Origin of the sequence: Maribellus sediminis (assembly GCF_011799805.1) — a bacterium.
GTDB classification, from domain to species: domain Bacteria; phylum Bacteroidota; class Bacteroidia; order Bacteroidales; family Prolixibacteraceae; genus Draconibacterium; species Draconibacterium sediminis_A.
Genome location: NZ_WXUB01000002.1, coordinates 15,584 through 31,576 on the forward strand (window position 1 = coordinate 15,584; position 15,993 = coordinate 31,576).

14 protein-coding genes are annotated in these 15,993 nt (G+C 42.3%); 10 read left to right on the forward strand and 4 right to left on the reverse strand.

The annotated features are described in order from the left end of the window. Positions 1-83 precede the first annotated feature (83 nt). The 5 genes from HFD85_RS06910 (at position 84) to murI (ending at position 6,470) form a co-directional block, all read left to right on the forward strand. A complete protein-coding gene (locus tag HFD85_RS06910; protein ID WP_167606843.1) occupies positions 84-1,259 on the forward strand; it encodes a tetratricopeptide repeat protein in 1,176 nt (391 codons plus the stop codon). Positions 1,260-1,585: 326 nt separating this feature from the next. Further along, positions 1,586-2,779, forward strand: coding sequence for a M24 family metallopeptidase (locus tag HFD85_RS06915; RefSeq protein WP_167606846.1), 1,194 nt, complete (start codon positions 1,586-1,588; stop codon positions 2,777-2,779). Positions 2,780-3,044: 265 nt separating this feature from the next. Further along, positions 3,045-3,524, forward strand: coding sequence for a nuclear transport factor 2 family protein (locus HFD85_RS06920; protein ID WP_167606849.1), 480 nt, complete (start codon positions 3,045-3,047; stop codon positions 3,522-3,524). Positions 3,525-3,690: 166 nt separating this feature from the next. Continuing rightward, positions 3,691-5,559, forward strand: coding sequence for a glycosyltransferase (locus tag HFD85_RS06925; RefSeq protein ID WP_206081895.1), 1,869 nt, complete (start codon positions 3,691-3,693; stop codon positions 5,557-5,559). A gap of 74 nt (positions 5,560-5,633) precedes the next feature. Further along, positions 5,634-6,470, forward strand: coding sequence for a glutamate racemase (gene murI, locus HFD85_RS06930; protein ID WP_167606852.1), 837 nt, complete (start codon positions 5,634-5,636; stop codon positions 6,468-6,470). Between the two features lie 122 nt (positions 6,471-6,592). Here the strand turns inward: murI and HFD85_RS06935 are convergent, their stop codons facing one another. Then, positions 6,593-7,678, reverse strand: a complete 1,086-nt coding sequence (locus HFD85_RS06935) for a phosphotransferase enzyme family protein (protein WP_167606855.1) — start codon at positions 7,676-7,678, stop codon at positions 6,593-6,595. 41 nt (positions 7,679-7,719) lie between these two features. Next, positions 7,720-8,622 (reverse strand): nucleotidyltransferase family protein, encoded by a 903-nt coding sequence (locus HFD85_RS06940; protein ID WP_167606858.1) that lies wholly within the window; start codon positions 8,620-8,622, stop codon positions 7,720-7,722. A gap of 323 nt (positions 8,623-8,945) precedes the next feature. Between HFD85_RS06940 and gluP the strand changes: the two genes are divergently transcribed. Continuing rightward, positions 8,946-10,163, forward strand: coding sequence for a glucose/galactose MFS transporter (gluP, locus tag HFD85_RS06945; RefSeq protein ID WP_206081896.1), 1,218 nt, complete (start codon positions 8,946-8,948; stop codon positions 10,161-10,163). 37 nt (positions 10,164-10,200) lie between these two features. On the opposite strand, the gene HFD85_RS06950 is transcribed toward gluP, so the two are convergent. After that, the gene (locus HFD85_RS06950) at positions 10,201-10,716 is read right to left on the reverse strand and encodes a gamma carbonic anhydrase family protein (RefSeq protein ID WP_167606861.1); all 516 of its coding nucleotides are present in this window, start codon (positions 10,714-10,716) and stop codon (positions 10,201-10,203) included. Positions 10,717-11,074: 358 nt separating this feature from the next. Here HFD85_RS06950 and HFD85_RS06955 point away from each other — a divergent pair, with 358 nt between their 5' ends. From HFD85_RS06955 to HFD85_RS06970, 4 genes are all read left to right on the forward strand, one after another. Beyond that, complete coding sequence (locus tag HFD85_RS06955; protein WP_167606864.1) at positions 11,075-12,916, forward strand: 2-oxoacid:acceptor oxidoreductase subunit alpha; 1,842 nt, start codon at positions 11,075-11,077, stop codon at positions 12,914-12,916. Between the two features lie 3 nt (positions 12,917-12,919). Then, a complete protein-coding gene (locus tag HFD85_RS06960) occupies positions 12,920-13,972 on the forward strand; it encodes a 2-oxoacid:ferredoxin oxidoreductase subunit beta (protein ID WP_167606867.1) in 1,053 nt (350 codons plus the stop codon). A gap of 137 nt (positions 13,973-14,109) precedes the next feature. After that, complete coding sequence (locus HFD85_RS06965) at positions 14,110-14,640, forward strand: RbsD/FucU domain-containing protein (RefSeq protein WP_167606870.1); 531 nt, start codon at positions 14,110-14,112, stop codon at positions 14,638-14,640. Positions 14,641-14,749: 109 nt separating this feature from the next. Continuing rightward, positions 14,750-15,178, forward strand: a complete 429-nt coding sequence (locus HFD85_RS06970; protein WP_206081897.1) for a dihydrofolate reductase family protein — start codon at positions 14,750-14,752, stop codon at positions 15,176-15,178. A 45-nt stretch (positions 15,179-15,223) separates the two neighbouring features. Here the strand turns inward: HFD85_RS06970 and HFD85_RS06975 are convergent, their stop codons facing one another. Continuing rightward, positions 15,224-15,964, reverse strand: coding sequence for a DUF3667 domain-containing protein (locus HFD85_RS06975; RefSeq protein ID WP_167606873.1), 741 nt, complete (start codon positions 15,962-15,964; stop codon positions 15,224-15,226). Positions 15,965-15,993 lie beyond the last annotated feature (29 nt).

Sequence of the window (15,993 nt, forward strand, 5' to 3'; positions counted from 1 at the left end):
TATAAAATAATATGATGAGTCGCGGCACTTCTGAACAGTAAAAAAGAAGACGTGATGGACAAAAAACTTTAAAATTTTATCAGATGAAAAAATCAATTATTCTACTGGCCTTATTGTTTGCCTTTGGAGGTGCTTTTGCCCAAAAAGGTAAGGTTACAAGTGCTCAGAATTTTAAAGACACCGGTAAACTCGACAAGGCTTTGGAAGCCATTAAGGAAGCCACTGATCCTTCTAACGAGAAGGCTGAAAAATCTATTCCATGGTCAAAAACATGGGAAGTTCGTGGCGAAATTTACCAGGCAATATTTGAGAGTCAGGATGCCAATGTGAAAGCTTTAGCGGAAGATCCGTTAACAACAGCTTTGGAATCGTACAAAAAAGCTTTGGAACTCGACGACAAAGGTAAAGGCTCTAACAGCGTTAAAATTAAACTGACACTGTTGACCAACGACCTGACCAACCAGGCAGTTGAAGCTTTTAATACTAACGATTACGAAACTGCACTGAGATCTTTCGAGCAGATTCTTGATATTCAGAACATCGACATAGTAAAAGCTGATAATCCTGATGCTGTTGATACTGTAATTATTTTCAACACCGGTTTGGCTGCATACAATGCGAAGAAGTATACCAAAGCTATTGAGTATTACGGGGAAGCTGCAAAACATGGTTATAATGCAGAAAGCTGTTACCGAATGATGTCGGATTCTTACCTGCAGATGAATGACACTACAAGTGCCTTGAAAGTGGCTCAGGAAGGATTTGAAAAATATCCGGACGATAATAATATTCTGACCAGCATGATCGACTTGTACCTTAAAACCAATCAGACTAAGGAAGCGATGAAATATTTGGACATGGCAATCAAGCAGGATCCAAATAACGTTACTTATCACTTTGCACAGGGTACTTTATACGAGCGTTTTGGCGATGAAGAAAATGCAATTAAATGCTACGAAAAAGCCATGGAAGTTGATCCGACTTTCTTTAATGCCTACTACAACCTTGGCGCTTTGTATTACAACAAAGGTGTGAAGCAAATAGATGTGGCCAGAGAGGTTCCTGCAAACGAAAACGAGAAATACGAAGCAGAACTGAAAAAAGCTGATCAGTGGTTCGAAAAATCATTGCCTTACATGGAAAAATGCCTTGAGCTGAATTCTGAAGATATTAATACGCTTGAGTCGTTGAAAAACCTGTACTACCGTATGAAAGATATGGACAAGTACAACGCCATTCTTGAAAAACTGGGGCAGTAATCACACTGTTTCTTTAAGATATCGAAAGCCGTTCTGTTTGCAGAGCGGCTTTTTTTGTGCTAGCACGGATCCGATCCGAACGTGTTTCAACAGACTCGGATCCATATTTTACATTGTCTGTGGCTTGACTATCCCCGGTCTTAAAAATAGGGATTGAATAAAAAAGGCGTGATAGACTTGAGCCAGGGTTTCATATAGAAAAGTTGAATGTTTCCTCTAAAGTTGTGTTAGCACAGTATTAAGCCACAACATTTGCCTGTTCTTTGCACGCAGCTAAAAACTAAAGATCGCATTAATGCTTTACTTTTGCAGGCAAATATAGTAGTATGAATATCAAGACTCCTGCCTCCGAGTTAAACCAAAGAATGACGGTTTTCTGTGGAATTATGGATGAGCAACATCCGGATTGGAAAATGGCCATGATTTTCAGTAAGATCAACCTGTTTTATTTTACGGGAACCTACTCTGAAGGTATGTTGATAATAGAACGCGACAGAAGTTCGGTTTTCTGGGTACGCAGAAGTTACGACCGGGCAATCGCTGAATCTGAATTCGCCAACCTGAGGCCGATGAACAGCTATCGCGATGCCGCTGTGACTTATTCTTCGGTGCCGGATGAAGTGTACCTGGAGGTTGAGTTTGTACCTCTGGCAATGCTAAGCCGCGTTCAGAAACATTTTCCTTTTAAAAACTACCAATCGCTCGACTTTCAGCTAGCCATGACACGATCGGTGAAATCAAATTGGGAGTTGAAATTTATGGAAGAGGCCGGAGAAATTCACCGCAGTATTCTCGAAGAAAAAGTGCCGGGTTTATTGCGCGAAGGAATGAGCGAAGCCGATCTGGCAGCCGAGTTGTTTGAGTTGATGGTGAAGGAAGGCCACCAGGGAACGGCACGTTTTGCCATGCACGATACCGATATTGTTGTTGCACAGCTCGGCTTTGGCGAAAGTTCACTTATGTCGACCAACTTCGATGGACCGGGTGGAAACCGTGGTTTATCAGCTGCCGTTCCAAGTCTGGGAAGTCGCGAGCGGCTTTTGAAAAAGGGCGACCTGGTATTTGTAGATATGGGATTGGGCGTAAATGGCTATCATTCCGACAAAACAATGACATACATGTTTGGTACCCCGCTTCCAGCAGAAGTTCAGGAAATTCAAAAGCAATGTGTTGAGATTCAAAATAGCGTGGTCGATTTACTCAAGCCAGGCAATTCTCCGGAGGTGATTTACGAAACGATTATGGACAGCCTAAGTCCTGATTTTCAAAGAAATTTTATGGGTTTTGGAAGCCGACAGGTGAAATTCCTGGGGCACGGTATTGGATTAACTGTTGATGAATTGCCGGTAATTGCAAAAGGTTTCAAACTGCCCTTGCAGGAAAATATGGTTTTTGCAGTTGAACCTAAAAAGGGAATTGCCGGAGTTGGAATGGTTGGAATTGAAAACACCTTTGTGGTTACACCAAACGGCGGGCGAAGCATCACCGGAAACCATCCTGGGCTTATTTTTGTGGAGTAAATCTCTAATGGTTATTGCTATCCGAATTAAATTTATTCTTTTGTTCGGCTGCAATGCAAATCCTTTCCCAAGCAGTTAAATCTTTTATGTTACGCGATACATTTGCGTAAGAGCGGCGAAGATCCAACCAAATATTTTCTTTTTGGAATGGCAGAAGGTGGAGTGTATACGTTTAACGGAAAATCGTTTGATAAAAGGTTTTGAAATGAAAGACGAACAAACAACAATTGCTTGCGTTTAAACCAAAATCCTTATTTTACATACCATGAAGCTTCAATTACCTTTTACATTTTTAACCGGATTAGTGTTTTTGATTTCAAGCTGTGTTCAGCTGACAAATAGTAAGGAAACTGATACAGCGGTGGTCATTGACCAGGTTAAAAGCCGTGTTTATGATTTTCATGCGGCTGATACAGCCATGAATGCACAGGCAATAATCGATTTATTATGGCCCGAATTTACCATGCTGGCTGATCGAAATTATACGAACTACGAGCAGGTAAAAGCCGGCTCATTTGCATTCATGGAATCATTGGCAGCCTTTCATTCCGATTGGACAGACTTGAAAATTATTCCGCTCGGAGATCAGTATGCGGTTTCTTCTTTCATTTTTACTGACTCGATTGTTGCCAAAGACGGTACCATCACCCGTGCTACCGGCCCCAATACTTTTGTGTGGGAAAAACGTGAGGGAGAATGGAAGCTGATTTATGCCGATGCCGACCATTATCCTGTTAAAGAATGAATTTCAAAATAACGCGTGAGGCTTTTCGAATAAATGCAAGAATCGTTTTTAAGAAGTATTCATTGCCTAAAAAATAAACGAATTTTAATAAAATACCACTTGTTTTACGACAGGTGGCTTTTTTATTGGCTGGTGTTGGTGGGAAAAGAGATTAAACTTATATTTAGTGTCAACTAACTTTAATGAATCAAAGAAGATGAGCACCGCCGAAAAGAAAAAAGAGGGGACAAGCCGGGCAACTGTACGGAGTACGAAATTATTCGAGATTGCATGGGAAGTATGTAATCAGGTTGGCGGAATATATACGGTCATACGTTCGAAAGTTCCATCGGTGATCGATAAATGGGGAGTTGGTAATTATTTTCTGGTTGGGCCTTATTTCGAAGACCAGGCGGCAGCACATTTCGACCCGGCAACGGATTATTCAACACCCATCGGCAAGGCTGTTCTTGAAATGCAGTCGCGCGGTTTCGATGTGCACTACGGAAAGTGGATCGTTTCAGGCCGGCCCAATGTTGTTTTGTTCAACCCGTATTCGGTTTACGATAAGCTCGACGAAATAAAGCACATGCTTTACCAGGATTATCACATTTCTATACCTAACGGCGATGAGTTGCTGGATAAGGTTGCTGCGTTTGGTTTCCAGGTAAAAGAATTCTTTCATTTTCTGTGTGCCAACAACTATTGCGAAAGTAATGTGATCGCACATTTCCACGAATGGATGGCCGGAATACCAATACCCGGAATCAGAAAGTCGAACCTGAATATTAAAACCGTTTTTACTACGCATGCCACCTTGCTTGGCCGCTACCTGGCTATGAATGATCATGAGTTTTACCACCACCTGCCGTTTTACAACTGGGAACAGGAAGCTATCAAGTTTAATGTAAAACCTATTGCCGAAATTGAACGGGCCTCGGCACACGGAGCACATGTTTTTACCACGGTAAGTGAAGTTACTGCCAAAGAATGTACGCATTTGCTTGGCCGAACTCCCGACAGAATTCTCCCGAATGGATTGAACATTCAGCGCTTCGAGGCGATACATGAAATACAGAACCAGCACGTGCAGGTGAAGAACCAGATCCATGAATTTGTGATGGGGCATTTCTTTCAGAGCTATCCTTTCGATCTGAATAAAACACTTTACTTTTTTACGTCGGGGCGCTACGAATACCAGAATAAAGGCTACGACCTGACACTGGAAGCTCTGGCCCGGCTAAACTGGAAAATGCAGCAAGCCGGCACCGACATGACCGTGGTTTCGTTCTTTATTACCAAGCGGCCGTTTTACACCTTTAATCCCGATGTGTTACAGTCGAAGGCGATGATAGAAGACGTTCACCGCGTGGTTGACGAAATAAAGGAACAGTTGGGACAAAGACTATATACACGAATTACAACAGCCAGCGGTGCCTACGAATTTCCTGACCTGAGTGCCATGGTGGATGACTACCTGAAACTGAAACTCCGACGAAATGTTCAAAGTTGGAAATCGCACAATTTACCAAAGGTTGTTACCCACACTTTGGTGGATGATGCCAAGGACGAAATACTAAATTTCCTGCGTACCTCGAACCTGGTGAACAACCGGCACGATAAGGTTAAAATTGTATACCATCCGGATTTTATATCTACTTCGAATCCTTTGTTCAAAATGGATTACACGCAGTTTGTAAGGGGATGCCACCTGGGTATTTTTCCGAGCTTGTACGAACCTTGGGGTTACACACCGCTCGAGTGCCTTGCAAGTGGAATACCATCGGTTACCAGTAACCTGGCAGGTTTTGGCGATTATGTGGTGAATAATGTTAAGGATCACGAAGAAAAAGGTATGTTTATTATCGACCGTACCGACGGTAATTTCCACCGTGGTGCCGAAGAACTGGCCAATATCCTGTTCGATTTTGTTCAGAAATCGCGCCGCGACAGGATTGCCTTGCGCTACAAGTGCGAAGAAGCATCGATGCATTTCGACTGGTCGAACCTGGGTAAATTTTACGACGACGCTTACGAACTGGCAGTTCAACGTTAATAAAGTTGATTGAAGTAAGAAAAAGGATGAATTAATTAGAAGCGAACACTTTTTCAACTTTTGATATCCTCAATATGTCAGAAAAAACTTACGCACCAATCGGTGTTTTCGATTCAGGTTATGGTGGTCTTACTATTTTAAAGGAACTCGAAAAGACCTTGCCGAAATACGACTTTCTTTATCTTGGCGACAATGCCCGGACGCCATATGGAACACGTTCGTTCGATGTGGTTTACCGTTATACTTTGCAAGCGGTTAAATACCTTTTCGAGCAGGGCTGTCCTCTGATTATTATAGCTTGTAATACCGCTTCAGCCAAAGCATTGCGAAATATCCAGATGCTCGATTTGCCAACTCTTGCGCCCCGGAACCGGGTGCTTGGAGTTATCCGGCCAAGTGTTGAAAAGGTGGCCGAAATAACTAAAAACGGCCATGTGGGGGTGTTGGGTACCGCGGGGACTGTTGTTTCCGAATCGTATCCGATTGAGTTGGAAAAGTGGTCGGAAGGCAGTGTGAAATCTACGGTGCAGGAAGCTTGTCCGATGTGGGTGCCGATAGTTGAAAACAACGAGATTGAAAGCGAGGGCGCCGACTATTTCGTTCGTAAGAACATTGAAAATATCCTGGCAAAAGATAAAGACCTCGATACGTTGATCTTAGGTTGTACGCATTATCCATTGCTCGAACAGGTGATCAAAAAATACGTTCCCGATCATATCAGTATTTTGAAACAGGGGCACATTGTTGCCGAGAAACTGGTGGATTACCTGCAGCGTCATCCCGAAATTGAAACACGACTGTCGAAATCGGGACAGGTGGTTTTTGACACCACCGAATCAGCTGAAAACTTTAACAACAAAGCCAGCCTTTTTATGGGGCGGCCTGTTGAGGCAAAAACCGTTTCGTTTTAAGTTGTTTTTTCAATATTCAGCCTTCAATAATGAATCAGCGGACTAAACCGCATGAAAAATCAACGGGTGACTCTTTGTTTTCACCTAAAGTCACCCGCCGAAATATGAATTGCTTCAAACTATTAACTTAATTCTTTAATCGCATTTTGCATGGCTGCATACTGTTCTTCCATGCTTTGCAGCAATTTATATTGTGCGCGAGTACGAACCAAATTGTGTTCCGGCGATTTTACTTTGTAGTAATTGTCCCCGTCAATATAATCCATTAAAAAGCGAAGCACCTGCTCGTAGGTAATGTATTTTGCCGAAAATGCCAGGTAATCTTTCTCCAGCGGCGTTAAGAAATGGCTGGTTTCCTCTAAATAACCTTTTGCAAAAGCTTTGTAGATTTCAAGATCCATCGAAACATTGTCGAGGTTCTCGTCGTCTTCGAGCCCGGTGTTGGTGTAGAAACGCATGGCATCGCCAAAGTCGTTCAGAACGGTGCTGCTAAGCACGGTATCCAGGTCAATCACGCAAAGCACATCACCTTTTTGGTCGAATAGTATATTGTTGATTTTGGTGTCGTTATGGCTGATTCGGGTTGGAATGCTTCCATCTTCCACCAACTTCCAGAAATCGAGCATTTCCTGTCTTCTTTCTTCAATCCAGGCAATTTCTGTTGCAACACTTGCTTTGCGGCCAACAGGATCTTTTGCCAACACTTCGTCCCACTGTTTAAAACGGTAACGGATATCATGAAATCCGGGCAGGATATTTACCAGCGTTTCATCTAAATCGGCCACCAGCGACTGGAAACGACCGATACCTTTTCCACCCGAATATGCTAATTCAGGAGTTTCGGCAGCTGCATAAGCAATGGTGTCTTCAATAAACAGGCAAACCGCCCAGAATTCTTCTTCTTCATCCACAAAATACAGTTTTCCGTCGTTTGCCGGAATAATGGTCATTGCTTCACGCAGCGGATCGCCGCCTGCAGCTTCAACCTTTTCTTTAATATGGAGACACACCTTCTGGATATTATCCATCATATCCGGAATAGGAGAGAAGATGTTCTTGTTTTTACGCTGAAGAATGTATCGGGGCGAGTTGCCCGCAGTTTTAATAATGTAAGTATCGTTAATAAAACCTTCGCCGAGAGGAGCTACTTCTGTTATTTGTCCTTCAAGCTGAAAGTTTGCTGCAATTTCTGTTAAGTGTGTCGTCATAAATGTTTGTAGAATAGTTTAGTAATTAATAATAAGTGCGTTTAGTCCCACAGTTTTTCAGGGTATTCGCCGGCATCGATCAGTTTCCGAAGTTTTTCCACAACATAAGGTTTGTCTTCTTTGTAGGTTACCCCGAACCACGGCGAATTCGCTTCCAGCACTTTTACTGTCGCCAGTTTTTCACCGATCATTTCGAAAACAACCGACGGGATATACATTTCCGATTTTGGTTTATCAATATCAGCTTTCAGAAACTCGATGAATTTTTGTTCCAGCGTTTGAAATATCGAAGGCATAAATCCCCAAAGGTTCATCGAAACACTTTCGTTTCCGGTCATCGGGTGTTCGCTTCCGTCTTCTTCGATTGAAACTACACTGTTGCCCTTTTTTACGATTTTGGTTGTTTCAACAATCTTTTCCAGGTTGTTGGCAGCGTCAACCGAACAAACACCACGCGAAACCGAACCAAATTCGGAAAGTGTATTTTTGAGTTGATAACCTACCATCGAATATTCCGACTCGCTTTTTGTGGTACTCAGGAAATTAGCCATCACACTGTAGGCTTCGCGGCCATAAAAGTCGTCGGCATTAAGTGCACAGAAAGGTTCATGAATAACATCTTTTGCAACCAGGATAGCATGGGCAGTTCCCCAGGGTTTTTCGCGGCCTTCGGGCAAGGTAAAACCTTCGGGCAGATTATCCAGTTCCTGGTACACGTATTCCACGTCGATTTTCCCCTTTAGTTTGGCATCGAATTTCTCGCGGAACGCATCGGCAAAACTTTCCCGAATAATAAAAACTACTTTGCCAAAGCCTGCGCGAATGGCATCAAAAATGGTATAGTCGATTATTGCTTCGCCGTTTGGCCCAACCGGTTCAACTTGCTTTAATCCGCCGAAGCGGCTGCCCATTCCGGCTGCTAAAATTAGAAGTGTAGGTTTCATTTTATTTTCACTATTTAGTATTCCCGACAAAAGTACATATCAATTTAAATGACAGCAGCATTTGGTGAGGAAAGTAACGTTCTTTAATTCTCTTTTAAAGCTATTGCGAAGAAATAAAAATTAATTCAGGAAAAAAAACAAAAGACTTAAAAGAAATTAAAAAAATTAAAAAGAATGGCTGGTTATTTGAAAATAAATCGAAACGATTATCTTCGCAATGGTATAATTTTTAAAGTATTAAAACGAGAAAATGACGTGGTTTTGCCAGGCTTTTTTCTATGAAAATACCGATTAACTAATTTAATAATAATAATTTACAACGAATGAAGACAAATTCATCCAACAATGCAGCGCGCTATTTATGGCCTCTGGTCATTATCGGAGTCATGTTTTTTGCCATTGGCTTTGCGCTCGGTATTAACAGTTACCTGGTGCCATTACTGAATAATGCACTTGAAATTTCTTCAGGTGAATCGTACCTGGTTCTGGCAGCAACCTTTTCGGCATTTTTGATTTTTGGTTATCCGGCTTCACTGCTTATTTCAAAAATTGGGTACAAACGTACTATGGCTGCATCGTTTCTGTTGTTTGCTGTTGGCTTTGCGCTTTTTATCCCGTCAGCAAAGAACGAAAGCCTGATGTTGTTTCTGGTAGCCTCGTTTATTAGTGGGGCAGGAAATGCTTTTCTGCAGGCATCAGTAAATCCATACATTACTATTATGGGGCCGATTGAGAGTGCCGCCAAGCGAATGAGTTTTATGGGTATCGCCAATAAACTGGCCTGGCCGATTGCTCCGCTGTTCCTGGCGCTTGTTATCAGCAAAAGTGTTGATGAAGTTGTACTTACCGATATTTACCTGCCATTTGCTATAATAATTGGTGTATTTCTGGTGTTGGGTGTTCTGGCACTTTTGGCGCCGCTACCTGAAGTTAAAGCAGCAGGAGAAGATGACGAAGCTGCTGAAGATTGTCCGTACGCCGTTGGAAAGACGTCAATCTGGCAATTTCCGCACTTGCTGTTAGGCGTACTTGCCCTGTTCATTTATGTGGGGGTTGAAACCATTTCGCTTGGAACGCTGATCGATTATGCCGAAAGTATTGGCTTGCCAAATCCAGAAGCTTATGCCTGGATTGCTCCGGTAGGAATGGTGCTGGGGTACATTGGAGGTATTCTGTTTATCCCAAAATATTTGAGCCAGTCGCAGGCACTCAAAATCGTTTCAATCATTGCCATTTTTGGTTCGCTGATGGTTGTGCTCATGCCTGAAAATATTTCTATCTTCTTTATTGTATTTATGGCATTGGGATGTTCGCTGATGTGGCCGGCACTTTGGCCACTTGCCATGACCGATTTGGGTAAATTTACAAAAACAGGATCGTCGCTAATGGTAATTGCCATTGTAGGTGGAGCAGTGTTCCCAACATTATATGGTTTTGTAAAAGATGCAGTTGGTGCGCAGGATGCTTATTGGATCGTAGTTCCGGGATTTCTTTACATCCTCTACTACGGATTGAAAGGACATAAAATCAGAACAAAATAAATTTCAGATAAGCCGGGATTCCTTCAGGGATTCCGGCTTATTCTTTATACCAGCCAGCATAAATGTGGTAGGCGTTGGCAATTCGGTTGACTTCGCCATGCAGCAGTTCCGGGCTGATATCTTTTACCTTCTTAGCAGGAATTCCTGCATACACACTTCCCGATTCCACAATCGTACCTTTTGTAACCACCGATCCGGCAGCAACAATCGAGTTGCTTTCAACAACAGCATTGTCGAGTACCACTGCATTCATTCCAATCATTACATTGTCCTGCAAAGTACAACCGTGAATAATGGCGCCGTGTGCAATGGTTACGTTATTACCAATGTTAGTTGGCGACTTCTGATAAGTGGCATGAATGGTTGCGTTATCCTGTACATTTGTATTGTTACCAATCTTTATATAATGAACATCTCCGCGCAGCACTGCACTGTACCAGATACTACAGTTATCACCTATTTCAACATCACCGATCAACGTAGCTGTTTCAGCCAAAAAACAGTCCTTCCCAATCTTCGGCGTTTTCCCTTTTAGTGTCCTTATTAGTGCCATTATCTGTATTGAATTTAAATAGGATACAAAAATATAAAATCCCAAAAACTATCATATAAGTCATTAATATACTTATTAAATAATGCTTACATTTGTCTTGTAAGTAGACATCAACCATCAGCGAAATCGGTTCTGAAATTATGAATTATTAATTTTAGAGTCGTTTTTTTTATGATTTGAATATTCTTTACGGAATAGAAAAACAGAAAGAAAGCGTACCGGGATGTTGGAATTCGAGATGAATGATCCGGTTTAATTAAACAGAAATCGGATGCTTAAAACTGATATGAACTGACAATTTTTCAACAGTTGGGATGAGTTTCAGGCGATGCTGTTGAAAATAAACAATTTTAATCGTATGAAAGATACTAAGGTAATAGAACTTGAGGAGGTTGCGATTCGGTTCTCCGGTGACTCGGGTGACGGAATGCAGCTGACGGGAACTTTGTTTTCAGATGCTACGGCGCTACTGGGAAACGATATCTCCACTTTTCCTGATTATCCGTCCGAAATTCGTGCGCCCCAGGGAACAGTTGGTGGTGTTTCCGGTTTCCAGGTACAATTCGGACACAAACAGATTAACACACCGGGTGATAATGCGCATGTACTGATTGCCATGAATCCGGCCGCAATAAAAGCTAATGCCCGTTTTATGAGTCCGGGCGGTACCATTATTTACGATTCGGATTCTTTTACAGAAAAGAATCTGAGGAAGGCCAACTTTGCAACCGATGATCCTTTTGCAGAACTTAACATGCTGGATTATACTAAGATTGCAGTTCCAATCTCCAGTCTTACACAGGAAGGATTAAAGGAATTTGGGCTCGACAATAAAAGTGTACTCCGAAGTAAAAATATGTTTGCCCTCGGATTGGTTTGCTGGATGTTTAACCGTCCGCTGGAATATATCGAGGAGTTTATTCAAAACAAATTCAAAAAGAAACCGGTAGTTGTCGATTCCAACATTAAAGTGTTGCGAGATGGTTACAACTACGGAATGAATATGCAGCACATGACACCAAGTTATCTGGTGCATCCTGCTGAAATTGAAAACGGAACCTACCGGAATATTAACGGAAATCAGGCTACTGCCTGGGGACTTTTAGCCGCAGCCGAAAAATCAGGTCTGCAGCTTTTCCTCGGATCGTATCCGATCACTCCGGCTACAGATATTCTTTCAGCACTTTCGCAACGTAAAGATTTAGGTGTGAAAACTTTTCAGGCTGAAGACGAAATTGCCGGTATTGCTTCTGCAATTGGTGCTGCTTTCACAGGAAGTCTCGCTGTTACAACAACATCAGGCCCCGGTTTGGCATTAAAGTCAGAAGCCATTGGTTTGGCTGTTATGGCTGAACTGCCGCTGGTTATTGTCAACGTTCAGCGCGGGGGTCCATCAACCGGATTACCGACTAAAACCGAACAATCTGATTTGATGCAGGCACTGTATGGAAGAAATGGTGAGAGCCCGGTTGTTGTGCTGGCTGCCAGTACACCTTCTGATTGTTTCTACTATGCTTACATGGCATCGAAAATTGCGCTCGAACGCATGGTTCCGGTATTGTTGTTAACCGATGGTTTCCTCGGAAACGGCAGCGAACCATGGAAAATTCCGTCAATGGCTGAGCTTCCTTCCATAACACCACGAATTGCAAAAGATGCCGAAGTATTCCAGGCTTATCGCCGCGATGAAGAAACTTTGGCACGCGAATGGGCTTACCCGGGAATGAAGGGATTTGAGCATCGGATCGGTGGCCTGGAGAAGAATGTATCGGGAACCGTTAGTCACGATCCTGAAAACCACCAGGTAAATTCCGAGATCCGCGAGAACAAAGTGCAGCGGGTAGCTGATATGATACCAGAACTTGAAATCTGCGGTGATGACGATGGTGGAGAAGTTTTAGTTGTTGGCTGGGGTGGAACCTACGGTCACCTGATCAGTTCGGTGCGCCAGCTGCGTATGGAAGGAAAAGATGTAAGCCTGGTACAATTCAATTATATCAAGCCACTTCCAAAAAATACAGCAGAGATCTTCAGCAAGTTCAAAAAGATCATAGTTTGTGAATTGAACCTTGGACAGTTTGCCGCTTATCTGCGCGATCAATTGCCACAGTTCACCTATCATCAGGCAAACAAGGTAAAAGGATTGCCATTTACGGTTAGCGAGTTGAAAGAGAGTATCAACAAATTGCTGGAGGACTAAACAATGACTGAATTAAATTACACAATAAAAGATTTTAAGAGCGACAACGAAGTACGCTGGTGTGCCGGTTGTGGCGACTTTGCCATTTTAAATGCCGTGCAACGTACAATGGCCGAAATGGGAATTCCGAAAGAGCAATTTGCCGTTATTTCAGGTATCGGTTGTTCGTCGCGTTTTCCGTATTATATGAATACTTTTGGTTTTCATACCATCCACGGTCGTGCAGCGGCCATTGCATCGGGTGTGAAAGCTGCCAATCCCGAACTGAGTGTTTGGGTGATGAGTGGCGACGGCGATTCAATGGCTATTGGCGGAAACCATTTTATACATGTTATTCGCCGTAACATCGATCTGAACATGATCGTGTTTAACAACCGGATTTACGGGCTTACCAAAGGACAGTATTCACCAACTTCCGACCGAGGTTTTGTAAGTAAAACATCGCCATTCGGAACAGTGGAAGATCCTTTCGTTCCCGGGCAGCTTGTAATTGGTGCACGTGGTTCGTTCTTTGCCCGTTCAATTGACGGTAACCTGAAGCTCAGCCAGTCTGTTTTAAAGGAAGCTGAAAAGCACAAAGGAACTTCGGTGGTAGAAGTACTGCAGAACTGTGTGATCTTTAACAATGGAATACACTCAGAAATTACTGACCCGAATCACCGTGCCGATCGTCAGCTGATACTGGAACATGGAAAGCCAATGTTGTTTGGTGCCGAAAACGAAAAAGGACTGATTTTCGATAAAGGTAAACTCAGAGTTGTGGTTATTGGCGAAAACGGCGTTACATTGGATGATATTCTTGTTCATGATGCCATGGAAGAGGATCCGACTTTGCACCTGGCACTCATCAATATGAAATTGCCGGATTTCCCTGTTGCCTTTGGTGTGATTCGTGCAGTACCTGCTCCGGTTTACGACGTGGAAATGGAAGCCCAGATAAATGAAATTCAGAAAACCAGGAAAATTACCTGTGTTGATGATTTGCTGAAATCGGGCAATACCTGGGAAGTTACCGGAAATGTCAATGGTAGTGGGAGTTCTAAAAAATGTTTGTAAAATAGCACTTGAAATATAATTAATAAAGACCCTGCAGCAATGCAGGGTTTTTTTATGACTTGATTCAAATCTCGAAGCTTGTACATTCGTCAGCTTTTGATAATTTTGAAAAAAGGGGTTTGTTAATATTTTATATCATGAATAAATTCGTAATTGCATTTATAAGTGTACTCTTTATGACATCAACAAGCTTTTCACAAAATAACTGGAGAGAGGAACTAAAGGAACAACTGCCTTTACTCGGACATCGAAACTGGATTTTGGTAGTTGATGCCGCTTATCCGCTTCAAAGCAAACCAGCAATTAAAACACTGGTAACAGGAGAAGATCAGTTGGAGGTAGTAAAAGAAGTTTTGGACGCTGTTGAAAAGGCTTCTCACGTATTTCCTGAAATATACCTGGATAAAGAACTTGATTATGTGCCGGAGGGAGAGACAGCGGGAATTGAAGCTTATCGCGATAATTTGTACAAGCTGATACAGGGCAGGAACACAACAAAAGTCTTGCACGAAGAGCTTATAGCTGATATTGACGGTGCTGCCAAGTTATTCAATGTTCTGGTATTGAAAACCAACCTGACAATTCCATATACATCAGTATTTATTCGTTTGGATTGTGGTTACTGGGGAGCTGAGCAGGAAGAAAAATTACGCGAACTGATGAAATAAGAGTGATGACTAACCGCGCTTTTTTAGCCTGCAGCCTCGACGGTTATATTGCCGACAGTAACGGGGAATTGATTGGTTAAATGATATTCCTATTCCAGATCAGATTGACATGGGTTATCGCACTTTTATGGAGCGCACTGATGCTTTATTAATGGGACGAAAGACTTATGAAAAAGTGCTGAGTTTTGGAATTCCCTGGCCTTATGAAAAACCCGTTTTTGTTTGGAGTAGCAAGTTAAAGACCGTACCTCAGGAGTTGGAAGGCAAAGTTGGTTTGGTAGCCGGCCCGGTCGCGAAGATTCTTTCAGAGATTCATAGCCAGGGCTATTCGCAATTGTATGTTGATGGCGGATCAACCATTCAGGTATTTTTAAAAAAAGACCTGATTGATGAAATGATCATTACCAGAATTCCCGTTTTGTTGGGTGGTGGAATTCCCTTGTTCGGAGAACTTTCCAATCGTATGAGGTTTTCTCTGGTAAAATCAGAAGTGTTTTTGGGTGAGATGGTTCAGGATACCTATCTGCGGAAGCGATAGCTCCAAAATGGCATTTTCAGTTGTATTGTTAGCTTTTTTGTTGACCTATTTAAGTACTAAAATTCCAAGGAACATTATTAAAACTACAAAAATATAAAAGCTTATAAATGACAAAAAGTTGGTTAGCAATGCCAGCGTTATGGATTTAATTCTGCGTACTTGTTTGAAAAATTGTGCATAAATCCAGGCAATTAAAACAAAACTAATGATAACTGTGCTGTCAGTGTAAAAGTTGTATTCCAGATTTAAAATATAAAATACCGGGAAAATAAGAAATCCGACAACAATTCGCTGGGCAGCAACAAAGATATTCAGAATGAGCAGCTCGGCGTAATTATAGTTCTGACGCCTAAAGAACAGCCGGGTCCAAAAAGCATAAAATGGCAGGGAAGCTAATATAATGATCGACTGATGTTGATCCATCCACTCGCTCATAGCCTCCAGTTGAGTCGCAAATTCAGAATTCGGATCAAAAGTTGCTACCTCATTTTTAAAGCCGGTGAAATGAAAAAGCAACGCTTCGATTGTGGTAATTACTATCAGGAACGAAACTGGTCGAAAATGAGCCACTCGTTTACCCTCGATAAATTCACGGGCGGTATGCCCCGGGCGGGAGAGTAGTTGCTTAACGGTGTAAAAGAATCCGGTATCGAAATTGAGCAATCCCTGTGTTAAATCAAACCAAAGGTATTTCAGGTTGATTTTGTGAAGACTGGCATTCTGGCCACAATTGTTACAAAATTGTCCGTCAAATTCGTTATCGCAGTTTTTACAGGTTTGTGGCATGGTAGTTCATTTGATCCAACTAATTTAAA